The 23,984-nt window shown below is 73.4% G+C and carries 18 protein-coding genes and 1 tRNA gene; 13 read left to right on the top strand and 6 right to left on the bottom strand.

Annotated elements, in window-relative coordinates:
• Positions 1–106 precede the first annotated feature (106 nt).
• From AB5J87_RS20925 to AB5J87_RS20915, 3 genes are all read left to right on the top strand, one after another.
• On the top strand, positions 107–1,642 hold the full coding sequence (locus tag AB5J87_RS20925; protein ID WP_369383607.1) for an MFS transporter: 1,536 nt from the start codon (positions 107–109) through the stop codon (positions 1,640–1,642).
• A gap of 142 nt (positions 1,643–1,784) precedes the next feature.
• Entirely contained in the window at positions 1,785–2,117 is a 333-nt protein-coding gene (locus AB5J87_RS20920) for a DUF485 domain-containing protein (RefSeq protein ID WP_369378420.1), read from the top strand.
• Positions 2,114–3,712 carry a cation acetate symporter gene (locus tag AB5J87_RS20915; RefSeq protein WP_369378419.1) on the top strand — a complete coding sequence of 533 codons (1,599 nt, stop codon included), beginning with the start codon at positions 2,114–2,116 and terminating at the stop codon, positions 3,710–3,712. Before AB5J87_RS20920 ends, AB5J87_RS20915 begins: the two co-directional genes overlap by 4 nt.
• A 98-nt stretch (positions 3,713–3,810) precedes the next feature.
• Here the strand turns inward: AB5J87_RS20915 and AB5J87_RS20910 are convergent, their stop codons facing one another.
• From AB5J87_RS20910 to AB5J87_RS20900, 3 genes are all read right to left on the bottom strand, one after another.
• On the bottom strand, positions 3,811–4,698 hold the full coding sequence (locus AB5J87_RS20910) for a cellulose-binding protein (protein ID WP_369378418.1): 888 nt from the start codon (positions 4,696–4,698) through the stop codon (positions 3,811–3,813).
• Positions 4,699–4,937: 239 nt separating this feature from the next.
• The gene (locus AB5J87_RS20905; RefSeq protein WP_369378417.1) at positions 4,938–7,757 is read right to left on the bottom strand and encodes an SUKH-4 family immunity protein; all 2,820 of its coding nucleotides are present in this window, start codon (positions 7,755–7,757) and stop codon (positions 4,938–4,940) included.
• A 5-nt stretch (positions 7,758–7,762) separates the two neighbouring features.
• Positions 7,763–8,737: an SMI1/KNR4 family protein gene (locus tag AB5J87_RS20900; RefSeq protein WP_369378416.1), complete on the bottom strand. Its 975-nt coding sequence runs from the start codon at positions 8,735–8,737 to the stop codon at positions 7,763–7,765.
• Between the two features lie 286 nt (positions 8,738–9,023).
• Between AB5J87_RS20900 and AB5J87_RS20895 the strand changes: the two genes are divergently transcribed.
• Entirely contained in the window at positions 9,024–9,605 is a 582-nt protein-coding gene (locus AB5J87_RS20895; protein ID WP_369378415.1) for a YwqJ-related putative deaminase, read from the top strand.
• Between the two features lie 10 nt (positions 9,606–9,615).
• Positions 9,616–10,107, top strand: coding sequence for an SUKH-3 domain-containing protein (locus AB5J87_RS20890; protein WP_369378414.1), 492 nt, complete (start codon positions 9,616–9,618; stop codon positions 10,105–10,107).
• 120 nt (positions 10,108–10,227) lie between these two features.
• Here AB5J87_RS20890 and AB5J87_RS20885 read toward each other — a convergent pair whose 3' ends face one another.
• Entirely contained in the window at positions 10,228–11,538 is a 1,311-nt protein-coding gene (locus AB5J87_RS20885) for a sensor histidine kinase (RefSeq protein WP_369378413.1), read from the bottom strand.
• A gap of 250 nt (positions 11,539–11,788) precedes the next feature.
• Between AB5J87_RS20885 and AB5J87_RS20880 the strand changes: the two genes are divergently transcribed.
• From AB5J87_RS20880 to pth, 5 genes are all read left to right on the top strand, one after another.
• Positions 11,789–11,860: transfer RNA gene (locus AB5J87_RS20880), tRNA-Gln, on the top strand.
• Positions 11,861–12,046: 186 nt separating this feature from the next.
• Positions 12,047–13,480, top strand: coding sequence for a bifunctional UDP-N-acetylglucosamine diphosphorylase/glucosamine-1-phosphate N-acetyltransferase GlmU (gene glmU, locus AB5J87_RS20875; protein WP_369383606.1), 1,434 nt, complete (start codon positions 12,047–12,049; stop codon positions 13,478–13,480).
• Positions 13,481–13,597: 117 nt separating this feature from the next.
• A complete protein-coding gene (locus tag AB5J87_RS20870; protein WP_369378412.1) occupies positions 13,598–14,572 on the top strand; it encodes a ribose-phosphate diphosphokinase in 975 nt (324 codons plus the stop codon).
• 188 nt (positions 14,573–14,760) lie between these two features.
• The gene (locus AB5J87_RS20865; RefSeq protein ID WP_369378411.1) at positions 14,761–15,348 is read left to right on the top strand and encodes a 50S ribosomal protein L25/general stress protein Ctc; all 588 of its coding nucleotides are present in this window, start codon (positions 14,761–14,763) and stop codon (positions 15,346–15,348) included.
• A gap of 87 nt (positions 15,349–15,435) precedes the next feature.
• On the top strand, positions 15,436–16,029 hold the full coding sequence (gene pth, locus AB5J87_RS20860; protein ID WP_369378410.1) for an aminoacyl-tRNA hydrolase: 594 nt from the start codon (positions 15,436–15,438) through the stop codon (positions 16,027–16,029).
• A 65-nt stretch (positions 16,030–16,094) separates the two neighbouring features.
• On the opposite strand, the gene ppc is transcribed toward pth, so the two are convergent.
• A complete protein-coding gene (gene ppc, locus AB5J87_RS20855; protein WP_369378409.1) occupies positions 16,095–18,824 on the bottom strand; it encodes a phosphoenolpyruvate carboxylase in 2,730 nt (909 codons plus the stop codon).
• A gap of 218 nt (positions 18,825–19,042) precedes the next feature.
• Here ppc and AB5J87_RS20850 point away from each other — a divergent pair, with 218 nt between their 5' ends.
• The 3 genes from AB5J87_RS20850 to AB5J87_RS20840 all read left to right on the top strand — a co-directional run bounded on the left by AB5J87_RS20850 (position 19,043) and on the right by AB5J87_RS20840 (position 22,744).
• Positions 19,043–20,071 (top strand): acyl-CoA desaturase, encoded by a 1,029-nt coding sequence (locus tag AB5J87_RS20850; protein ID WP_369378408.1) that lies wholly within the window; start codon positions 19,043–19,045, stop codon positions 20,069–20,071.
• Positions 20,068–20,769 carry a TetR family transcriptional regulator gene (locus AB5J87_RS20845; protein WP_369378407.1) on the top strand — a complete coding sequence of 234 codons (702 nt, stop codon included), beginning with the start codon at positions 20,068–20,070 and terminating at the stop codon, positions 20,767–20,769. Before AB5J87_RS20850 ends, AB5J87_RS20845 begins: the two co-directional genes overlap by 4 nt.
• A 268-nt stretch (positions 20,770–21,037) precedes the next feature.
• Positions 21,038–22,744 (top strand): FG-GAP repeat domain-containing protein, encoded by a 1,707-nt coding sequence (locus tag AB5J87_RS20840; RefSeq protein ID WP_369378406.1) that lies wholly within the window; start codon positions 21,038–21,040, stop codon positions 22,742–22,744.
• A gap of 108 nt (positions 22,745–22,852) precedes the next feature.
• Here the strand turns inward: AB5J87_RS20840 and AB5J87_RS20835 are convergent, their stop codons facing one another.
• The gene (locus AB5J87_RS20835; RefSeq protein WP_369378405.1) at positions 22,853–23,854 is read right to left on the bottom strand and encodes a methyltransferase domain-containing protein; all 1,002 of its coding nucleotides are present in this window, start codon (positions 23,852–23,854) and stop codon (positions 22,853–22,855) included.
• Positions 23,855–23,984: the final 130 nt, after the last annotated feature.

The following is a 23,984-nucleotide window of genomic DNA, read 5'->3' as shown; positions in this document are numbered from 1 at the left end:
CTCAGGGCCGGGATGAGAGGGTGGACGCGGTCAACTGCATGCACCATGAAGCGGTCTTGGGGGAGGGGACGCCACCGTGAGCACCCGGAGCGGGTCGGGCGGGGACATCCGGTCGATACCGGGCGCGGCGCCCGGCGCGCCCCCGGCCCGGGGGCGCGGCCCGGTCGTCGCGGCCCTGATGCTGGGCATGGCGCTCGCCGCGCTCGACGGCACGGTCGTCTCCACGGCCGTCCCGCAGATCGTCGGCGACCTGGGCGGCTTCTCCGTCTTCTCCTGGCTCTTCTCCGGCTATCTGCTCGCCGTCACGGTCACCCTGCCGGTGTACGGCAAGCTCTCCGACACCTTCGGCCGCAAGCCCGTGCTGATCGCGGGCATCGTGCTCTTCCTGGCCGGTTCGGTGCTCTGCTCGCTCGCCTGGAACATGGCGGCCCTGATCGCCTTCCGGGTCTTCCAGGGCCTGGGCGGCGGCGCCCTCCAAGGCACGGTCCAGACGGTCGCCGCCGACCTCTACCCGCTCGACGAACGCCCCAAGATCCAGGCGAAGCTGTCGACGGTCTGGGCGGTGTCGGCGGTGGCCGGCCCGGCGCTGGGCGGCGCCCTCGCCTCGTACGCCGACTGGCGCTGGATCTTCCTGGTCAACCTGCCGGTCGGGGCGCTCGCGCTGTGGCTGGTGGGGCGGTACCTGGTGGAGCCGGTGCGGGAGAGGCCCGCCACGGCGCCCCGGATCGACTGGACCGGGGCGCTGTGCGTCTTCGCGACCGGCGCGCTGCTGCTGACCGCGCTCGTCCAGGGCGGGGTGGCCTGGCCCTGGCTCTCCGCGCCCTCGCTCGGCCTGTTCGGCGCGAGCGCGGCGCTGGCGGCGCTGACCGTGCTGGTCGAGCGGCGCGCGGCCGAACCGGTCATCCCGGGCTGGGTGTGGCGCCGGCGCGACATCGCGGCGGTCAACCTGGCGATGGGGGCGCTCGGGCTGCTGATGGTGGCGCCGACGGTCTTCCTGCCCACCTACGCCCAGTCGGTGCTCGGCCTCGATCCGGTCGCGGCCGGTTTCGTCCTGTCGGTGATGACGCTGAGCTGGCCGGTTTCCGCCGCTCTCTCCAACCGGGTGTACACCCGGATCGGGTTCCGGGACTCGGCGGCCGTCGGCATGGGGCTGGCCTCGCTGATCCTGCTGGCCTTCCCGCTGCTGCCGTTCCCGGGGCACGCCTGGCAGCCCGCGCTGATCATGCTGGCGCTCGGCGGGGCGCTGGGCCTCTTCCAGCTGCCGCTGATCATCGCGGTGCAGTCGTCGGTGGGCTGGGCCGAGCGCGGCACCACCACCGCCTCGGTGCTCTTCTGCCGCCAGGTCGGCCAGTCGGTGGGCGCGGCCCTGTTCGGAGCGGTGGCGAACGCGACGATCACTTCCCGGCTCGCCGCCGACCCGGCGGCCGGGCTGCCCGACGACCTCGACTCGGTCTCGCGCGCCCTGGAGCACCCGGCCGGACTCACCGCCGACGCCGCCGACCAGCTGCGCCGGGCGGTGGCGACGGCCGTGGACCATGTGTACGTGGGTGCGGCGCTGGCGGGCGTCCTGGCGCTGCTGGTCCTGCTGCTCCTGGCCCCGAGGCGCTTCCCGGTGCGCGAGCACGAGGCCGAGGCGGGCTGAAACCAGGAGTTACCAGCGGTAACTTCCCCCTCGGAGCGAAAAGTTCGCGCCAAGTACTCCCCAGCCACCATACCGACCGGTAAGTTCGCCGCCACCCACCAGCGCTCCCGGCTTCCCCCTCCCCCCTCGCAAGGAGCAGCCGATGCCGCACCACCGGTCGTCCCCCGGCATCCCCCAACTGCGCACCGCCTACCGGCTGCTGCGCCGCACCGCCACCTTCACCGCCCTCGGATACTTCGTCCTCTTCCTGGTCCTGTCCGCGTACGCCCCCGGCGCGCTGGACCGGCCCGTCTCCGGCGGCCTCACCGCCGGGCTGCTGCTCGGGCTCTGCCAGCTCCCCGTGACGCTGGGCGCGATCGCCGTCTACGAGTGGACCGCCCGGCGGACCGTCGACCCGCTCGCCGCCGCCCTGCGGCTCCAGGCGTCGCGGCAGCCCCCGCACACCCGCCGCCACACCGACGGAGCCGCCCGATGAACGGTTTCGCCTCCGACGCGCGGGCGATGTCCCTGGTCGCGTTCATCGCGGTGATCACCGTGACGCTGCTGCTCTGCGTGATGACCGCGCCCGAGCGCGACGACCTCGGCGAGTTCTACACCGGCGCCCGCTCGCTCTCCCCGCTGCGCAACGGCCTCGCCATCGCCGGGGACTACGTCTCGGCGGCCACCGTGCTCAGCACCGTCGGCGTCATCGCGCTCACCGGGTACGACGGTCTGGTCCTGACCCTGAGCACCGTGCTCTCGCTGGTGCTCCTGATGTTCCTGCTGGCCGAACCGCTGCGCAACGCGGGCGAGTTCACCATGGGCGACGCGCTCGCCCGGCGCGCCCCCGGCCCCGCCGTCCGCGTCACCGCGTGCCTGGTCACACTGGCCGCGCTGCTGCCGCTGATGGTGGTGCAGCTGGCCGGGGCGGGCGATCTCATCGCGTTCGTCCTGGGCTTCGACGCCGCCGAGTTCAAGACCGGCTGCGTCGTCATGCTCGGCATCCTGATGATCGGCTACGCGGCGATCGGCGGGATGAAGGGCACCGCCTTCATCCAGGCGGTCAAGACCGTGGTGCTCGCCGTCTCAGCGCTGGCCGTCGCCGCCCTGGTCCTGAACCGGTACGGGTGGCACCCCGGTCGGCTGCTCGACGCGGCGGCCCGGGGCAGCGGCGCGGGCCCGGCGTACCTCTCCTCCGGGCTCCAGTTCGGCGGCGACTCCCTCGACATGATCAGCTCCCAGCTCACCGTGGTCGTCGGCGCGGCCTGCCTCCCGCACATCACCATGCGCATGTACAGCGCCCCCGGCGCCCGCGCGGTGCGGCGCTCGCTGTCCTGGGCGGTGACGGCGGTCGTGGTGATCTGTCTGGCGCTGGTCGTCATCGGGTTCGGCGCGGCGGCGGTGGTCGGCCGCCGGGCCATCACCGCGGCCGATCCGCAGGGCAAGACGTCCCTGCTGCTCACCAGCCAGGCGCTGGTCGGCGCGCACGCCTCCACGCTGGGCACCCTGCTGTTCACGGCGGTCGCCACGGCGGTCTTCATGACGCTGCTCGCCTCGATCTCCGGGATGACGCTGGCCTGTGCCAACTCCCTCGCCCACGACCTCGTCGCCCACGGGCTGCGCGGCCGGGCCGGGGTGCGCGGCACCGCCGAGACCAACACCGCCCGGGTGGCCGCGCTCGCCGTCGGCGTACCGGCGATCGCGCTGGCCACCGCGGCCCAGCACCACAACCTCCAGCCGCTGGTCACGCTCTCGTTCTGCCTGGGCGCCTCCGCGCTGGCCCCGGCCCTGGTGCTCACCCTGTTCTGGCGCCGCTACACCCGGGCGGGGCTGCTGTGCACGCTGATCGGGGGGACGCTGTTCACGGCGGTGGTGATGACCGGGACCAAACTGGTGTCGGGCTCGCCCCAGTCCGCCTTCCCCGGCCACGACTTCAACTGGTTCCCGTTCACCACGACCGGCATCGTCTCCATCCCGTTCGGCTTCGCGGCGGGCTGGCTCGGCACGGTGCTCGGCCGCCGCGGCGCCCAGGCGCAGCGGCAGCGGTACGAGGCGGTGGAGGGCTGGATCCTGGCGGGCGCCCGGCGCTGAGCGGGGGCCGCCGAGGGCCGGGTCGCCGACAGCCGGGTGTCGACGGCCAGGTGTCGGCGGCCGGGTCGTCAACGGCCGGGCGGACGGGGCCCGTCGGCTCAGCCCTCCGCCGGGGCCCGGCCGGTCAGACCCGTCAGGCTGTTGCGGACATGGGTCATGTGCGCCTCGGTCTCCTCGCGCACCTCGGCGTGCTCGCGCAGCACCCGCTCGGTCTCGCGGGCGACGCGCTCCTCCTGGATGCGGGCCCCGGCGAGCAGTTCGGCGCCCTCGGCCTCCGCGTCCTCCTGGCCGTGCCGGGCGGCCTCCCCGGCCTGGGCGCGGATCCGTCCGGCCTCGGCGAGGCGGGCCTCGGCGGCGACGGTCAGCTCGGCGTGGCGCGCGTCCGCCGCGGCCACCCGCGCCGCCGCCTCGCGGTCGAACGCCTCCAGCCGCTCGGCGTGCTCGCGCGCCTGGTCGGCGAGGGCGGCGGCGGTCCGCCCGCGCACCTCGCGCAGCGCGTCCGCCGCGTCCGCCCGGCGCTCCTGGGCCTCGGCGGTCACCTCGTGGAGGTGCTCGTCGGCGGCGGCCCGCGCGCCGCGCAGCACCTGCTGGGCCCGGGACTCGGCCTCGGCGCGGACCACCCGGGCGTGTTCCTGGGCGAGTTCGCGCACCAGGCGCCCGGCCGCGTCCGCCGCGTCCCGCAGGCTCGCCGCCTCCTCGTGGGCGGCGGCCCGTACGGCGTCCGCCTCCTCCACGGAGAGCGCGTGCACCAGATGGGCGCGGCGGCCCAGCACCTCGTACGACTGGGGGGCGAGGGCGGCGACCCGGTCGCGCAGGGCGGCGGCGTCCGCCTCCATCCGCTTGGCGAGGACGGTCAGCCGCGCCGCCCGCTCCCAGGCGGCGTCGCGCTCCTCGCAGACGGCGGCGAGCTGCCGGTCGACCTGGTCGGGCCGGTAGCCGCGGCCTCCGCGCGCGAGCGCGAAGCCCTCGGGTGGCTGTGGTGACACGGGCGCTGCACTCATCCTCGACGTCCCTCTCCGGCCTCTTCGACACACAGGCGATCCGGCGCACATCCTGCTGGATCGAAGCGAAGTGTTCATAACGTGACACTCCGCCCATCCGTAACGGTCAAGGATGCTCCAATTCACCCCAGGAGCGAAAAAGACGACGAGACGCCCGCCGCATGGTGCGGCGAACGCCTCGTCGTATCAGCCTCTTTGCGCCCGGCCCCGGCGGACCGTACGGGTCAGAGCAGTCCGTCCCAGAACTGCTCCAGGAGCACCGACCACCAGCCCTCGGGCGAGGCCAGCGCCGCCGGGTCCAGCGCGGCCAGCTGGGCCTGGAAGTCGACCGTCCAGCGGCCCGCCTGCTCGGGGTTGAGCCCGTAGCGCAGCCGCCACATCCGGCCGAGCAGCGCCATGCAGCGCACGAACTCGGGCAGCCCCGAGTTCACGAACTGCGGCGGTACGGACTGGCCGCCGGGGCCCGCCTCCACCGGCACCGCAACGATGTGGGCCGTGCCGTACTGGACACAGATCGCCCGGCCGAAGTCCGACCCCATGACCAGGTAGGAACCCGCGTCCGGCGCCGCCTGCACCTGCCGCTGGGCGGCGAGTTCGGCGAGCGTCGGCACCGGCTGGCCGGGCACCGCCTGCGCCCAGAAGAACGGTCCGAAGTCGACCGGCAGCCCCGCCCACACCAGCGTGACCGCGACGGCCTCGGGCACGCCCTGGCGCGACACCGCCCGCTGGTCGAAGCGGAACACGCCCTGCGGCCCGAAGGCACCGGCCAGTTCGTGCGCCACGCCCTCCGGGGGGAGCGGCGGCGCGGGCTGCACCTGCGGCAGCGGTGCGCGCACCGGCTGCGGCCGGGCCGGACCGTCGGCGACCTGCGCCAGCTCGCCCTGGTGGGTGAGCAGGTGCTGGACGCCCTGGCGGCGCGAGGCGTGGTCCTTGCCGTACGGGGCGACGGAGGTGATCCGCACCTGCGGCCAGGTCTCCCGGATCATCCGGGCGCAGTAGCCGCCCGGCAGCTCGCACGACTCCAGCTCGGTGTGGAGCTCCAGGACGTGGTCCGGCGGCACGTTCATCCCGCGCAGCTCGTGGAAGATCTGCCACTCGGGGTGCGGGATGCCGGGCGCGGAGCGCCGGATCAGCTGCTGCTCGGACCCGTCGGCGGCGCGGTAGCGCAGCACGGCCTGGTAGCCGGGGCCCACGGTGGGCACTCCGGCCTGCTGCTGCGGATAACCGTACGCGGGCGGGGCGCCCGGCGGCACGCCCGGAGCGCCCGGCGGCATGCCGGGGGCACCCGGCGGCTGCGGCGCGCCGGGACCGCCGGGACCCATCTGGGCGGGCCCGGCCAGCATCGTCGCGGCCTGGTGGACCCCGCCGCCGGGCGCACCGGGAGCACCCGGCGCCCCGGGGGCTCCCGGCGGGCCGGGCGGCTGGGGCGCGCCGGGCCGTCCGGCGCCGAGCTGACCCGGGTCGGCCAGCATCGTCGCGGCGTGGTGGGCACCGCCCGGCGGGGTGGCACCGGGGGCCCCGGGCGGACCGGGCGGCTGCGGAGCGCCCGGCACCCCGGGCGGACCGGGCGGCTGGGGCGCACCGGGACCCGCGGCGCGCGGCGCACCGGGCGGCCCCGGCGGCTGCGGAGCGCCCGGACCACCGGCGCCGAGCCGGGCCGGGTCGGCCAGCATCGTCGCGGCGTGGTGCACCCCGTCCGGCGCGGCGGGCGGCGTCGCGGGCTGCGGCCCGTCGGGACCGAGCTGCGAGACCAGCTGGGTGGGTACGTAGGCGGGCGCCCCGCCACCCGGCGTCCCGGGAGCCCCGGGCGGCGGCGGAACGTCCCCGCGCGCGGCACGCGGCGGCGGAGCCTTGCGGGTGGCGGCGTCGGCGATGTCGGCGGCACCGGGGGCGGGCGAGCCGAGGGCGGGCGCGGCCGGGGGTACGGGGGCGGCGGGCGCACCGGGCCCGACGGGAGCGCCCGGAGCACCGGGAGCCGCCGGCATGCCGGGCCCGGCGGGAGCGCCGTGCGCCCCCGGAGCGCCCGGGGCCTGGGGAGCACCCGGAGCGGCCGGAACACCGGGAGCAACCGGCGCACCGGGCACGGCGGAAGCGCCGTGAGCGCCCTGCGCCACCGGAGCACCGGGGCCCTGGGGAGCACCCGGACCGGCGGGAGCACCGTGGGCGGCCGGGGTGCCGGGACCCGCGGGCGCGCCGGGGCCGCCCGCCGCACCCGCGGCGAACGGGGTGCCCGGCGCCGGGGCGTGCGGGTCGACGGCCGGGGCCACCGCCGTCGGCGGAAGCTGGCTGCCGCCCTGGAGCAGCGCGGTCTTCGCCTCGGGCAGGGCCCTCGGCGGCGGGGTGTCGTCGGAGTCCGAACCGGACAGCGCCGGCGCGAACACCGTCGCGGGCAGCGGGACCGAACCGTCGTCCGGCCCGGCGTTGGTGTCCGTACCGGCCCACGGGGTCGCCCCCGACGGCGCTTCGGCCGCCGGAGGAGGCCAACCGGCGCCCCCGGCGGAGGCCGGACCGGAAGCCGGGGTCGCCCCCTGCGGTGCTTCGGCCGCCGGAGCGGACCACCCCGCACCACCGGCGGAGCCCGGACCGGAAGCGGCGGCGGCCGGGGTCGCGCCGGGCCACGCGGGTGCGGGCTCGCCGGGCGTCGGGGCGGGCTCCGCGCGGTGGTCCGGGATGCCCATCCGGTCGGCCGCTTCCTGGAGCCACTCGGGCGGGGTGAGCAGGAACGACGTCTGGTTCAGGTCGATCCGCTCCGGCGCGGGCGCGGGCACCGCGTCCTCGGGCGCGTCCGGCACCCCGTACTCCTCCTCGTAACGGCGGATCACCTCGCCCACCGGCAGGCCCGGCCACAGGGTGACCTCGCCGTCCCGGGCGATGACGAGCCGCTGGCGGCCACCGTCCGAGGACGGGCCCTCGGCGCGGTCCTCGGCCCACGCCACGAACCCGAGGTCGAACTCCCGCACCCGCACCTCCCGGTGCTGGTAGGCGGGGGCCTCCCCGTTGATCCACTCTTCCGCGCGCTCCTGCGCCTGGGCGAAGGTCACCATCACACTCACTCCCCCACCGGCACGGCGCGCGCGAAGCCGCCGTCCACCATCAGGTTCGCCACGGTCTCCAGCTCCGGCGGATTGCCCGCGAGCCGTTCCAGGAACTCGTCGAAGTCGGCGCCGCAGGGCAGCAGCAGCCGCTCCACGCGCTCCTGCACGCTCCAGCCGTCCCGGTCGCGCGCGTCGTCGTACGCGCAGAACCAGACCGAGCCGGTGGCGGCGCCCTTCACCTTCACCGCGAGGATGCCGCCCTGCACGAACCCGACGCCCAGGTAGTCCTTGGTCAGGTGGTCGCGCAGGCACTTGTTGATGTAGACGAGGTCGTTGACCGCCGCCTGCTCGCGCACGGTGAAGAACGGCTGGTCCACCAGCAGCCCCAGCTCCGCGTCGAGCGCCGCGCCGACCGGGGCGCAGCCGCCCGCGGCCTTCAGGAACGAGCGGTAGGCGCCGGGCAGCCGGTAGCCCAAGTCCTCCTCCACGCCGAGGAGTTGCGACTCGGAGACCGCGACCTGGCCCCTGGGCAGCGCGAAGTGCGCCGGGCGGGTCTCCTGGAGCGGGCGGGTGCCGCGCTTGTCCTGGTCGACCGGGGTGGTGGCCAGCCCGCCGTGGTGCCGCAGCAGCGCCTTCACCTCGACCGGGACGAGTTCGAGACGGCGGCTGCCGGCCACGTGGTGCCAGGTCCAGCCGTGCGGGGTCGCGACCGCGGGCACGGTGTCCCAGAGCTCGTGGCCGTCGGCGGCGAGCGCCGCGTTGGCCGACACGTAGTCGGTCAGGCGCAGCTCGTCCACGCCGAAGCCCTCGGGGGGCTCGGCGATCTCGGCCGCCGCGCGCGCGTACGCGGAGAAGTCCGGGTGGCCGTCGGCGCCGATCCGGACCCCCCGGGGGTGCCGGGCGGCGCGGACCGGGTCCGGGAAGTTCACGACCTGCCCGGCGTAGGCCGCGTTCGGTGGCGCGGCGTGCCCGAGCCGACCTGTCGTCATGGCGGATGCCCCCTGCGTGCGTCCTGCTGCGTCTGGCTGGTGAGGACCAGACTATGCGGTGGGGCAATACCGGGTCCCGGTCCGGATCCGCCCCCGCACCACCGTGACCAGCTGTCACAATCGGGTCACCGTACGGCGATGGTGACGACACGGACGTAGCCGCATCCATGCCCCAGCTTCCGTACCACTGGGCACATTTGGCAGTCTGTTCCCCGCAACGGGGCGTTAACGGGGGCGTTGGCCCGGCGGCGGACACCGTCGGCGACGGGGAGGGACAGCGAGCACCATGCACGGAACGACCGACATATCGGGTACGGCCACGGGGGCCGCGCGCACCACGGAGTCCCGGCCCGCGCCGGGACCGGGCAGCCGGCGGACCGGGGACCCGCGGCTCCAGTGGAGCGGCAGCGCCGCCTCCGCGCCCGTGCTGCTGCACCGCCGCGACGGCATCCTGCCCGCCGTCGCCGCCGCGCTCTCCGTCCGGGGCACGACGCTGACCTGCACCGCGGGCAAGGGCGACCAGCCGCCCGCCCTCCACCCGCTCGTACAGGACTTCCACGACACCCTCACCAGCGGCCAGCGCGAGCGGTTCACCGGGCGCTGCCCGGAGGCGATCCTGCTCTCCCGCCAGCTGGCGTCCCTGGAGTCGGCGCGCGCGGCCAAGCCCTCGCGGCGCCCGCAGCGCTACAAGCCGCTCACCCACGGCGAGGCCCGGCGCGCGCTCAAGCACGCCAAGCTGACCGCCCGCCGCATCCGGGAGGACGGCGACCCGCTGCACGGCAGCTACGCGCCGCCCTGCCGCTCCTGTACGGCGCTGCTCGCCCACTTCGGCGTGCGCGCCGTCGACCCCGCCGCCGAGAAGGGCTGAACCGACCGCGATGCCGGACGTCTCCACCACCCGCTTCCCCGTCCCCGTCGACGCCGCGCTGCGCGCCGCCGGGTGGCACCCCGGACGCTGGGACATCAGGCAGGCCGAGGCGTGGGCCGACGTGCTGCGCCAGCACACCTCGCCGGCCGGGCACCGGCACACCGTCTTCCCGGCGGCCGTGGAGGCCTGGGCCGAGTTCGGCGGGCTGCGGCTGACCGCGCCGGGGCCGGGCCGCCACCACGCGCCGACGACCGTCCGCTTCGACCCGGTCGCGGGGCTGCACCTGGCCCGTACGTTCGCGGACCTGGGCCGGGCGCTGGGCACCGAGCTGGCGCCGCTCGGCGAGGAGGGCGAGCAGCAGGCGGTCCTCGCGGTGGACGTGGAGGGCCGGATCTACAGCATCGACCACACCGGCGACTGGTACCTGGGCTCCGACCTGGACCTGGCCCTGAACACGCTGGTCATGGGCGTCCAGCCGGTGCGCCTGACGTCGGCGGGCTGAGGGAGCGCCGCCGCGGGGACGCCTTCCGGGGCCCTCCGGCCGTCCCCCGGCGGGTCCGCCGACGGCCGTACGGGCGGCGTCGGCCGTACGGGCGGCGCGCCCCGGCCGTACGGGGGGGGCTCAGCCCGTGCGGTCCGGCAGGACCGCCGACACCCGCCAGCCGCCCGCGTCCGTCACCCCGGACAGGAACGTGCCGCCGAGGCCGGTCACCCGCTCGCGCATCCCGACCAGGCCGTTGCCGCCGCTGGGCAGGCCCGCGTCGGCGGTGGCGCCGTCGGCCGGACCGTTCTCCACCTGCATGGCGACCTCGGTGTCCCGGTGCGCGAGCCGGACCATCACCTTGGCGCCCGCCGCGTGCTTGTGGACGTTGGTGAGCGCTTCCTGGATCACCCGGTACGCGGTCTGCTCCACCAGCGCGTCATAGCTGCGCCCGGCCCCGTGGACCGACAGCTCGACCACCATCCCGGCCGCCCGGGACTGGCCGACCAGCGCCTCGATGTCCGCGAGGCAGGGACCTTCCTCGGCCGCCGCCGCGGCGGCGGCTGCCGCGGCGCCCACGGCGGCGAGCGGGACGGGGGCGGGCGCGTCGGCCCGCCGCACCGCCTCGCCGGTGCGCAGCACGCCGAGCATCTCGCGCAGCTCGGTCAGCGCCTGGCGGCCCATGTCCCCGACCAGCACCGCGTTCTTCACGGCCTTCTCGGGGTCCTTGCGGGCGACCGCCTGGAGCGCGGCGGCGTGCACCACCATCAGCGAGACCCGGTGGGCCACCACGTCGTGCATCTCGCGGGCGATCCGGGTGCGCTCCTCGGCGCGGGCCCATTCGGCGCGCTCCTCGGCGTGGTCGGCGAGGAGGGAGAGTTCGCGTTCCAGGGAGTCGGCGCGCTCGCGCAGGGACTCCATCAGTCTGCGCCGGGCCCCTATATAGAGCCCGAAGAGCAGCGGCGGGCCGGTCAGCCCCAGCGACATCACGGCGGAGAAGAGCGGCACCAGCCACCGGCCGCCGCTGAAGGCGCCGTCGTCGACGCTCTGGTTCATCCGGACGAAGGTGACGATGAACGTCCCGGCCAGGCACATTCCGGCGAGGGCCGCGGTGATCCGGCGGGGCACCTCGGAGGCGGCCAGGGTGTAGAGCCCGACGATGCCGAGCAGGAAGCCCATGTTGGCGGGGGTGACCGCGATCGACACCAGGACGACGGCGACCGGCCAGCGCCGCCGGGTCACCAGCGTGGCCCCGGCCAGCAGGCCGAACAGCACCCCGGCGGGCACCGGGAGCCCGGCGTCCCCGGCGAACTTCACGCCCTCCAGCGCGCACTCGAACGCGGAGACCAGCCCCAGTCCGATGTCCAGGACGGCCCCGCGCCGCCGTTCCCACCACCACCAGCCGCGGGAGGTCCTCCCCGCGGAGTCGTGGTCTGCCCCCGTTGCGGTCATGCCTTCCAGCCTACGGGCGCCCGCCAGCGATTTTCCGGCGACCGCACGAGCACGGAACGGCGTCGGCCGCATCCGGGACGGGCGCCGGCCCGCCGGGACGCGTGGGACGGGCGGGACGGAGGGGGAGCGTGTGGCGGCCACGCCGTCAACCGCGCTGATCTCCACCGTCGCATCGAAGGGGCTCGGTACGGCATAGTGTGGGGTGCCGCTCCGGCGACCTGACGCACTGTCCGGTTCAAGCCGGTTTCCATCCCCCGTGGTGTAATTGGCAGCACTGGGGCTTTTGGTGCCCTATGTCCGGGTTCGAGTCCTGGCGGGGGAGCTTCTTGTTTCGGGTCCTGACCTTTTGGGTCGGGACCCGAACTGTTTTGGGCATCGTCCCTCCCCGCATTTGTGCCCCCAGACCCCCCGGTATCCTGCGGATGTCCACCACACAACGCCGAAGGGCATTCCCGTGAGCGCCAACCCTCCCCACGTTCTCGGCTCCGCTCGAACAGGGGACACCCCACTGGCGGCCGTAGTCGTCCTCGCCGCGGGTGAGGGCACCCGCATGAAGTCGGCCACCCCCAAGGTCCTGCACCAGATCTGCGGGCGCTCGCTGGTCGGCCATGTCGTGGCTGCCGCCCGCGAGCTCACCCCCGAGCACCTCGTCGTGGTCGTCGGCCACGCCCGCGAGCAGGTCACCGCCCACCTGGGCGAGATCGACGCCGAGGTGCGCACCGCCGTCCAGTACGAGCAGAACGGCACCGGCCACGCCGTGCGGATGGCCCTGGAGGAGCTCGGCCAGTCCATCGAGGGCACCGTCGTGGTGGTCTGCGGCGACACCCCGCTGCTGACCGGCGCCACGCTGGCGGAGCTGACCCGTACGCACGAGGCCGACGGCAACGCCGTCACCGTGCTCACCGCCGAGGTCCCGGACTCCACCGGCTACGGACGGATCGTGCGCGACGACGCGTCGGGCGCGGTCACCGCGATCGTCGAGCACAAGGACGCCACGGACGCCCAGCGCGCCATCAAGGAGATCAACTCCGGCGTCTTCGCCTTCGACGGCGCCCTGCTCGCGGACGCCCTCGGCAAGGTCCGCACGGACAACAGTCAGGGCGAGGAGTACCTCACGGACGTCCTCGGCATCCTGCGCGAGGCCGGGCACCGCGTCGGCGCCTCGGTCGGCGGGGACCACCGCGAGATCCTCGGCATCAACAACCGCGTCCAGCTGGCCGAGGCCCGCCGGCTGCTCAACGACCGGCTGCTGGAGCGCGCGATGCTCGCGGGCGTCACCGTCGTCGACCCGGCCACCACCTTCGTGGACGTCACGGTCACCTTCGAGCAGGACTCCCTGGTCCACCCGGGCACCCAGCTGCTCGGCTCGACCCATCTGGCCCGCGGCGCCGAGGTCGGCCCCAACTCCCGGCTGACCAACACCGCGGTCGGCGCGGACGCGCGCGTGGACAACACCGTCTCCTACGACTCCGAGGTGGGCGCGGGCGCGTCGGTCGGCCCGTACGCCTATCTGCGGCCCGGCACCCGGCTCGGCGTCAAGGCCAAGCTCGGCACGTACGTGGAGACGAAGAACGCGACGATCGGCGAGGGCACCAAGATCCCGCACCTGTCGTACGTGGGCGACGCCACCATCGGCGAGTACACGAACATCGGCGCGGCCAGCGTGTTCGTCAACTACGACGGCGAGGCCAAGCACCACACCACGATCGGCTCGCACTGCAAGACGGGTTCGGACAACATGTTTGTTGCTCCCGTCACAGTGGGGGACGGCGCCTACACCGCGGCCGGCTCGGTCATCACCAAGGACGTGCCGGCCGGTTCGCTGGCCGTCGCCCGGGGCCAGCAGCGGAATATCGAGGGCTGGGTGGCCCGCAAGCGGCCGGGCAGCGCCGCCGCGCAGGCGGCTGCCGCCGCCTCCGAAGAGGCCGTTGGCGAAAACTGACCGGAAACATCTACGCCTGTCACGGCGTACCGTGATAGACGCACACGATTCGGCTGGCTCGTCGCCAAGGGACCGCGCGGGCTCAGCAGCAGAAGACACCTCTGAGGAGACAGTGCTGTGACCGGGATCAAGACGACCGGCGAGAAGAAGCTGATGCTCTTCTCCGGCCGCGCCCACCCCGAGCTGGCCGAGGAGGTCGCGCACCAGCTGGGTGTCGGCCTCGTGCCGACGAAGGCCTTCGACTTCGCCAACGGTGAGATCTACGTCCGCTTCCAGGAGTCGGCGCGCGGCGCCGACTGCTTCCTGATCCAGAGCCACACGGCTCCGATCAACAAGTGGATCATGGAGCAGCTGATCATGATCGACGCGCTGAAGCGCGCGTCGGCCCGCTCCATCACCGTGATCGTGCCGTCCTACGGGTACGCCCGCCAGGACAAGAAGCACAAGGGCCGCGAGCCGATCTCCGCCCGGCTGATCGCCGACCTCCTGAAGACCGCGGGCGCCGACCGGATCCTCACGGTCGACCTGCACACCGACCAGATCCAGGGCTTCTTCGACGGCCCGGTCGACCACCTCACGGCCCTGCCGGTCCTCGCGGACTACGTGGGCGCCAAGGTCGACCGCTCCAAGCTGACGATCGTCTCCCCCGACGCCGGCCGCGTGCGCGTCGCCGACCGCTGGTGCGACCGGCTGGACGCGCCGCTGGCCATCGTCCACAAGCGCCGGGACAAGGACGTCGCCAACCAGGTGACCGTCCACGAGGTCGTCGGTGACGTCAAGGGCCGCGTCTGCGTCCTGGTCGACGACATGATCGACACCGGTGGCACCATCTGCGCCGCCGCCGACGCCCTGTTCGCGCACGGCGCCGAGGACGTCATCGTGACGGCCACGCACGGCATCCTCTCCGGCCCGGCCGCCGACCGCCTGAAGAACTCCAAGGTCAGCGAGTTCGTCTTCACGAACACCCTGCCGGACCCGTCCGACCTGGAGCTCGACAAGATCACGGTGCTCTCGATCGCCCCGTCGATCGCGCGCGCGGTCCGCGAGGTCTTCGAGGACGGCTCGGTCACGAGCCTCTTCGAGGAGCAGTAGCCGCACGGGGTCGCGAAGATCCTTTTTGGGTACGGCCTCCCCGCCGGGTAGACTCATCGAGTTGCTCGGCGAGGGAGGCCGTACCCGTATGCGGTACGGCGGTCCGTTATCGACGCGCTCTTCGTAGCAGGCCAGTCGTGGCCGGGTAACCAGCCACCTTTGTTCATCTGGTTATACGAGGAGTGCACATGTCCGAGATCAAGCTCGCCGCCGAGGTCCGTACCTCCTTCGGCAAGGGCGCCGCCCGCAGCATCCGCCGTGAGAACAAGGTCCCCGCGGTCGTCTACGGCCACGGCTCGGAGCCGGTCCACGTCACCCTGCCGGGCCACGAGCTGCTGCTCGCCCTGCGCACCCCGAACGTCCTGCTCTCCCTGGACATCGAGGGCAAGAACGAGCTCGCCATCCCGAAGGCCGTCCAGCGCGACGCCATCAAGGGCTACCTGGTCCACGTCGACCTGCTGCTCGTCAAGCGCGGCGAGAAGGTCACGGTCGAGGTCCCGGTCGAGACCGAGGGCGACCTGGCCCCGGGGAGCTTCCTCGTCGAGAACGTGCTGAGCACCCTCTCCGTCGAGGCCGAGGCCACCCACATCCCGACCTCCGTCACCGTCTCCATCGAGGGCCTGGAGGCCGGCGCCTCCATCCACGCCAAGGACGTCGCCCTGCCCAAGGGCACCTCCCTGGTGACCGACGCCGACGCCGTCGTCATCCAGATCCTGGCCGCCCAGGCCGAGGAGCCGGCCGCCGAGGGCGCGGGCGACGAGGCCGCCGAGGCCTGAGCCGTACGCTCTGTCTGACGGGGTGGCGGGCCACTGCGGCCCGCCACCCCGTTTTCCTGTCCGTACGCGAGGAGAGACGCAGCACAGATGACCACGGAAGCGAACGCCCCCTGGCTGGTGGTGGGGCTCGGCAATCCCGGCCCCGAGTACGCGGGCAACCGGCACAACGTCGGCTTCATGGTGGCCGACCTGCTCGCCTCGCGCATCGGCGGCAAGTTCAAGGCGCACAAGGCGCGCGCCCAGGTCGTCGAGGGCCGCATCGGCCCGGCCGGCCCCCACAACCGCCGGGTGATCCTGGCCAAGCCGCTCTCGTACATGAACCTGTCCGGCGGCCCCGTCACCCAGCTGCGCGACTTCTACAAGGTGCCGGTCGAGAACATCGTCGCCGTCCACGACGAGCTGGACATCGACTACGGCACGCTCCGCCTCAAGCTCGGCGGCGGCGACAACGGCCACAACGGCCTCAAGTCGATGACCAAGTCGTTCGGCCCCGACTACCACCGCGTCCGCTTCGGCATCGGCCGCCCGCCCGGCCGGATGCAGGTCGCGGACTTCGTCCTCAAGGACTTCTCCTCGACCGAGCGCAAGGAGCTCGACTACTTCGTGGACCGCGCGGCCGACGCCGTGGAAGCGCTGGTCATCGAGGGTCTTGAGCGGGCGCAGTCGACGTACAACTCCTGACGCGGACCGCACGAAGCCCCGGCGGCCGGACGGCCACCGGGGCTTTTACGTCCTCGCGTGCCGGGTCAGCCGGTGTTGCGCAGGCCCGCCGCCACACCGTTGACCGTCAGCAGCAGCGCCCGCGCCAGCAGCGGGTCGGGGCTCTCGCCGCGCTCCGCCTCGGCCCGCTGGCGCGCCAGCAGGGACACCTGGAGGTAGGAGATCGGGTCCAGATAGGCGTCCCGGATCGCGAAGGTCTGCTGGAGGACCGGATGCGAGCCCAGCAGCTCCTCGCCGCCGGTGATCCGCAGCACCTCGCTGACCGTGAGCGCGTGCTCGGCCTCGATGTCCGCGAAGACGTGCTTCAGCTCCTCGGGCACCAGCGTGTCCACGTAGTGGCGGGCGATCCGCAGGTCCGTCTTGGCCAGCGTCATCTCCACGTTGGAGATGAAGTTCCGGAAGAAGTGCCAGCGCTCGTGCATCTCGTCGAGGACGGTGTCCAGACCCGCCTCGCGCAGCGCCTTCAGGCCCGAGCCCACCCCGAACCAGCCGGGCACGATCTGCCGCGACTGCGTCCAGCCGAACACCCACGGGATGGCCCGCAGCCCGTCCAGGCCCGCGCCGGAGTCCGGGCGGCGCGAGGGGCGCGAGCCCAGGTGCAGCTCGGCGAGCTGGTCGACCGGGGTGGAGGCGAAGAAGTACGCGGGCAGGTCCGGGTCCTCGACCAGCCTGCGGTAGGCGGCGTGGGCGGCGTCGGAGACCGTGTCCATCGCCGCGTCCCAGCGCGCCAGCGCCTCGTCGGACTGGCGCGGGGCGGTGTGCAGCGCGGACGCCTGGAGCGTGGCCGCCACCGTCAGCTCCAGGTTCTCCCTGGCCAGCGAGGGGATGAGGTACTTGTCGGAGATGACCTCGCCCTGCTCGGTCACCTTGATCTCGCCCTCCAGGGTGCCCCAGGGCTGCGCCAGGATCGCGTCGTGCGAGGGGCCGCCGCCGCGGCCGACGGTGCCGCCGCGGCCGTGGAAGAGCCGCAGCCGCACGCCGTAGCGGTGGGCCACGTCGCGCAGCCGGCGCTGGGCGCGGTGGATCTCCCACTGGGAGGTGGTGATGCCGCCGAACTTGGAGGAGTCCGAGTAGCCCAGCATGACCTCCTGGACGTCACCGCGCAGCGACACCAGACGGCGGTAGGAGGGGTCCGCCAGCATCTCGTCGAGGATGACGTCGGCGGCGCGCAGCTCGTCCGTGGTCTCCAGGAGCGGCACGATGCCGATCTTCGCCCAGCCCGCGTGCAGATCGACGAGCCCGGCCTCGCGGGCCAGCACGGCCGCGGCGAACACGTCGTCGGCGCCCTGGCACATGGAGATGATGTACGACTCGATGACCTCGGGGCCGAACCGCTCGAACGCCTCCTTGACCGTGCCGAAAACACCGAGGGTCTTCTGCCCGGCCTCGTCCAGCGGCGCCGGGGTGGGGGCCAGCGGGCGGCGCGAGCGCAGCTCCTTGGCGAGCAGCTTCTGCCGGTACTCGCGGGGCATGTCCGCGTACCGCCAGGACTCCTCGCCGAGCCGGTCGAAGAGCTGGCCGAGCGCGTGGTGGTGCGCGTCGGCGTGCTCGCGCACGTCCATGGTGGCCAGCTGGAGGCCGAACGCGGCGAGCGTGCGGATCGTGCGGTCCATCCGGCCGTCGGCGAAGAGTCCGCCGCGGTGGGCGCGGAGCGAGGTCTGGATCAGGGTCAGGTCGGCGAGGAGCTCGGAGGTGCCCAGGTAGTCCCGGCCGCTCTGGTGCGGGGTGCCCTTGGCGAGCCGCTCCTTGGTGTTGACCAGCTTCTGGCGCACACAGGTGGCCTTGAGCCGGTAGGGCTCCTCCGCGTTGAGCCGCTTGTAGCGGGGGCTGATCTCGGGCAGCGCCTCCAGGTCGGCCTGGAGCGAGGTGAGGAGCTCCTCGGTGGCCCCGGCGTACCGGATGGAGTTGGAGAGCAGGCCGCGCAGGAAGTCGATCAGCTCCAGCGCGTCGTTGATGCCGTGCTCGTGCTGGAGGATCAGCACGTCCCAGGTGACCTGGGGGGTCACGTTGGGGTTGCCGTCGCGGTCGCCGCCGATCCAGGTGCCGAAGGTCAGCGGGCGGGTGCCGGGCGGCAGCTCGACGCCGACCCGCTCCAGCTCGGCCGCCAGGTCCTCCAGCACGTCGCCCACCGCGTTGGCGTGCAGCTCGTCCAGGTAGTAGATGGCGTTGCGGGCCTCGTCGGCGGGCTCGGGGCGGACCACCCGCAGCTCGTCGGTCTGCCAGATGAGGTCGATGTTCTCGGCGAGCCGCAGGTCCAGGCGGCGCCGGTCGGCCTCGGTGACCGGGGTCTCCAGGAGCGCGGCGATGCGCCGGAGCTTGTTGAGGACCGAGCGGCGGGCCGCCTCGGTGGGGTGCGCGGTGAAGACCGGGCGCACGTTCAGGTTCCGGACCGTGGCACGCAGGTGCTCGGGGTCGGCGTCCTTGAGCATGTCGGCGGTGCGGGCGAGCAGCGAGCCCTCGGCGGCCCGGTGGGCGCGCAGCTCACGGCCGCGGTGCACCTGCTCGGTGACGTTGGCGAGGTGGAAGTAGGTGGAGAAGGCCCGTACGAGCTTGGCTGCGGTCTCCACCTCGGTGCCGCCGAGCAGTTCGGCGGCGGCCTCCCCGTCCGTACGGGTGAGGGCGCGCACGCGCTCGACGAGCTCCAGGAGCTCAGGCCCTTCCTGGCGGACGAGCGCCTCGCCCAGGAGGTCACCCAGTCGGCGGATGTCGGCGCGAAGCTCGGGGCTGGCGGCGGGGGTCTGGTCGGCACTGCTCACAGGTGCGGCTCCTTGCAGTGTTTGAGCACGTCTGGAGGGGTACTGGAGGCTTGCGGACCGCGCTGTCCGACGAGACCCAGGATAGGTGGCCGCGCGCGCGGCGCGGTCCACTGCCCTCTTGAACGGTGCCGGGGCACTGCCATACTTACGTCGCCGTAGGTTACGCACCCGTAGCCACGCCTCTCGTCTCCTTCACTCACCCCACGGGGGGATTCCCCATGACCACCAGCCCCGACCTGATCGAGCCGGCCACCGAGCCGCCGGGTTCCTCCGCGACCCGCGGGGGCGAGAGCAAACGGTCCATCGAACAGCTCGCCCTGCTGCTCTTCATCGTCGTGCCCTTCGTGGCGCTGCTCGCCGCGGTGCCGCTGGCCTGGGGCTGGGGCGTGAGCTGGCTGGACCTCGGCCTGATGGTGTTCATGTACTACCTGGGCTGCCACGGCGTCACCATCGGCTTCCACCGCTACTTCACGCACGGCTCGTTCAAGGCCAAGCGCCCGCTGCGGATCGCGCTGGCCGTCGCCGGTTCGATGGCCGTGGAGGGCCCGCTGGTGCGCTGGGTGGCGGACCACCGCAAGCACCACAAGTTCTCCGACGCGGAGGGCGACCCGCACTCGCCGTGGCGGTTCGGCGAGACGCTGCCCGCGCTGATGAAGGGCCTGTGGTGGGCCCACATCGCCTGGATGTTCGACGAGGAGCAGACCTCGCAGGAGAAGTACGCGCCGGACCTGATCAAGGACCCGGCGATCCGCCGGATCTCGCGCGACTTCGCCTACTGGACGATCCTCTCCCTCGCCATCCCGCCGATCGTCGGCGGTCTGGTGACGATGTCCTGGTGGGGCGCGTTCACCGCGTTCTTCTGGGGCTCGATGGTCCGGGTCGCGCTGCTGCACCACGTCACCTGGTCCATCAACTCCATCTGCCACGCGGTCGGCAAGCGCCCCTTCAAGTCCCGCGACCGCTCCGGCAACGTGTGGTGGCTGGCGGTCCTGTCCTGCGGCGAGTCCTGGCACAACCTGCACCACGCCGACCCGACGTCGGCGCGGCACGGGGTGATGCGCGGCCAGGTCGACTCCAGCGCCCGGATCATCCGCTGGTGCGAGCAGCTGGGCTGGGCGTACGACGTGCGCTGGCCCACCCAGGCCCGTCTGGACGCCAAGCGCAGCGAGCCCGGCGCCCCCTCCCGGCGTACGGAGAAGGCCCGCGCCGAGAGCGCCCGTGAGGAGAAGGCCACCGAGGCGGCATGATGGAGGACGTGGCGACCGACTCCAGCACCACCCGCACGACCAGCACCAACGGCTCGACGGGCACCGAACGACCCAGGCGGACCCGCCGCACCCGGATGACGGGTGCGGAGCGCCGCGAGCAGCTCCTTGACATCGGCCGCACGCTCTTCGCGGACAAGGGGTTCGAGGGCACCTCGGTGGAGGAGATCGCTGCGAAGGCCGGGGTCTCCAAGCCGGTGGTCTACGAGCACTTCGGCGGCAAGGAGGGGCTGTACGCGGTGGTCGTGGACCGCGAGATGCGCCAGCTCCTCGACGGGGTGACGGGCGCGCTGACCGCCGGCCACCCGCGCGAGCTGCTGGAACAGGCCGCGTTCGCGCTGCTCGACTACATCGAGAAGTACACCGACGGCTTCCGCATCCTGGTGCGGGACTCGCCGGTCGCGCAGTCGACGGGCACCTTCGCGTCCCTGATCTCGGACATCGCGACCCAGGTCGAGGACATCCTCGGCCTGGAGTTCAAGGCCCGCGGCTTCGACCCCAAGCTGGCCCCGCTGTACGCGCAGGCGCTGGTCGGCATGGTCGCGCTGACCGGCCAGTGGTGGCTGGACGTGCGCAAGCCCAAGAAGTCCGAGGTCGCCGCGCACCTGGTGAACCTGGCGTGGCACGGGCTGGACGGGCTGGAGCAGAAACCCCGGCTGATAGGGCATCGCAAGAACTGACCGCCGACGGTCTCGAATGGGTCGCGAGTCCTCCTCGTGACCCATTTTCCGCTTCAACCACAGGCACGTCAGCTGTAGGCTTCACGCACATTCCCGGGGGGGATTTCGGCATTCCTCCGCGAGCGGCCGCACAGGGCCCGGCGTCCACGGGGACGCGCCGTGCGCGAGCCCCGCGAGAAATGTTTCCGCGCGCTCCGAGCACCGCGTGAGCCGTGGCGAATTCGCCCCGGTCACACCCGCATATTCCCTGGGGGGAATTTTGTCTTCTGTGCGCATCCCGCGGACCGGCCGGATCATGGCCTGCACCGCACTCGCGCTCTCGGCCGGCATGCTCCTGGCGGGCACGGCGTCGGCCGACGGGGCGCCGGTCGCGCCGCACGCGCCCGCCGAGACCGCGAAGCCGTCCACGGGGCACCCCACGGCCCTGCTGCCCCGGCGGACCGTGAAGTCGTCGGCCGTCGTCGCCGCCCACCCGGCCAAGCCGCGCCTGGACCTGAACAAGGACGGCTCCAGCGACCTGCTGTACCGGGGCGTGGACAACCAGACGTACCTGGAGACCTGGACCGAGAAGGACAACCAGGCGTTCTCCAACGCCTTCGGCGCCTACAAGGCCATCGTCACGCCGGGCGACCTGGACGGGAACGGCACCCCCGAGGTCCTCACCCTCCAGCCCGACGGCACCCTGGCGCTGTACGCGGACGTCACCTCGACCGGCGCCACGTACCCGACCTGGACCGGCGGCGGCTGGAACGCCTACAACAAGGTCGTGGGCGCCTCGGACCTGACCGGCGACGGCAAGGGCGACCTGCTGGCCCGTACGCCCGGCGGCGACCTGTACCTCTACCCCGGCAAGGGCATCTCCTCCGGTGACCCGTTCGCCGGCCGGATCAAGGTCGGCGGCGGCTGGCAGGGCTACGACCAGCTCGTCGGCGCGGGCGACCTGAACGGCGACGGCTTCGGCGACGTCGTGGCCCGTACGCCCGGCGGCGACCTGTACTTCTACGCGGGCACCGGCGACGCCGCGGCGCCGCTCAAGGCCCGGGTGCGGATCGGCGGCGGCTGGGACGCCTACAACCAGATCCTGTCGATCGACGACGGCGACGGCGACGGCTACGCGGACATCGTGGCCCGCAGCAACGGCGGCACGCTGTACTTCTACGCCTCCGACGGCAAGGGCAACTTCAAGGACCGCAAGCTGATGGGCACCGGGTGGGAGTACACCCAGGCGTTCAGCGGCACCGGCGCCAACGCCACCCCGGTGAAGAACGGCGTCATCGGCCGTGACACCCAGGGCACGCTGTACCACTACTACGCGCAGTACAACGGCCAGCTCTCGGCGCGGTACAAGGCGAGCGCGACCGGTGACTTCGCGAACTCCAAGCGCCTGGCCTTCGCGGCCTCGATCAGCGACGGGCTCTACGGCGACCTGCTCCAGTGGGACGACGGCCATCTGTACGTCGGCGTCAACCTCACCGACGCGGGCGGCGGCTGGGGCGGCTTCAACACCCTGGTCGGCGCGGGCGACCTGAACAACGACGGCCACAACGACCTGCTGGCCCGCGACGGTTCCGGCACGCTGTACCTCTACCGGGGCTACGGCAACGGCTACCAGTTCAGCTCGCGCCTGAAGGTGGGCGGTGGCTGGAACGCGTACGACAGGATCGTGGGCGCGGGCGACCTGACCGGCGACGGGCTGGCCGACATCGTGGCCCGCACCGGCGACGGCAAGCTCTACCTGTACCCGGGTACGGGGGTGTCCACCTCGCCGTTCAAGTCCCGTGTGTACATCGGTCCCGGCTGGCAGCAGTTCAAGCACCTCGCCGCCCCCGGCGACGTGAACGGCGACGGCCGCGCGGACCTGATCGCCGCCAACTCCCGCGGCGAACTGTTCCGTTACGAGTCGAACGGCTACGGCGGCTTCAAGTCCCGCGTCAAGCTCGGCGACGGCTGGAACACCTACCGCGACCTGTACTGAGCCGCACCCCGAACGACACAGTGCCCCGCCGCCGGTCGCCCGGCGGCGGGGCACTGCCGTGTCCCGGCCGCTACCGCGGCACGGGCCGGACGCGGCCGGCGGCGGGCGTCAGCGGTCCCTTCTGCGGGCGACGGCGAAGATGCGGCGGAACGGGAAGACCGTGCCGTGCGGGCCCGGCGGATAGGCCGCGCGCAGCAGGTCGCGGTATTCGGCGAGGAAGGCGGCGATCGCCTCCTCGTCGTCGCCGAGGGCGGTCAGGGCGGGGCGCAGGGCGGTGCCCTTGACCCAGTCCAGGACCGGGTCCTCGCCCGCCAGCAGCTGGGAGTAGGTGGTCTCCCAGGCGTCCACCTCGCAGCCCAGGTCGGTGAGGCGCTGGAGGTAGTCGGCGGGGGTGAGGATGTGGACGTAGCGGCGGCCGTGGTCGCCGAGGCGGGACCGCCAGCGGGGCGACTCGCAGAGCTCGCCGAGCAGGGCGTGGCTGGGCGAGGTGAAGTTGCCCGGCACCTGGAAGGCCAGCGTGCCGCCGGGCAGCAGCCCCTCGATCCAGGGGGCGAAGGACTCGGGGTGGTTGGGGACCCATTGCAGGGCCGCGTTGGAGACGATCAGGTCGTACGGCTCCTCGGGCGTCCAGTGCGCCAGGTCGGCGGGCCGGAAGTCCAGCCAGCCGCCGCCCGGGGTGGTGCCCGCGTGGTCCTTGTCGGCCTGGGCGAGCATCTCGGGCGAGAGGTCGAAGCCGGTGATGCGGGCGTCGGGCCAGCGGCCCGCGAGCAGGGCGGTGACGTTGCCCGGCCCGCACCCCAGGTCCGCGATGCGGGCGGGCGGGCGCCCCCCGGGGCCCGGGCGGGCGTGCGGGGCGCGCTGGGCGCCCACGTGGGCCGCCGGTGCTCCCCCGGCGGCGGCCGGGTCGGCGGCGGCCGCGCCGGACGAGCCCGGCAGGGCCGGGATCCTGGCGAGCAGGTCGAGGAAGGGACGGGTGCGGTGGCCGGAGTGGTGCAAGTACTGCTGCGGGTCCCAGAGGGGAGCGGGCAGCTGGGCGGACGTCCGGACCGACGTCTCGTTGGACTCCCGGGGCGCCGCTTCGACGGACTCCGGGACGAAATCGGAATGCATGTTCGAGCCCCCTTGCAGGTACGGCTGGGCCAAGCGGAACAGGGTCCCGGCCCCTCCATGCCCAATGGTGGGGGTTTATATATCTTGACGTCAAGAGACTTCATGTCGACAGACCCTCTACACTGATCGA

The organism is Streptomyces sp. cg36 (genome assembly GCF_041080675.1).
In the GTDB taxonomy this organism is placed as follows: domain Bacteria; phylum Actinomycetota; class Actinomycetes; order Streptomycetales; family Streptomycetaceae; genus Streptomyces.
This window is presented reverse-complemented; position numbering and strand designations above follow the sequence as displayed.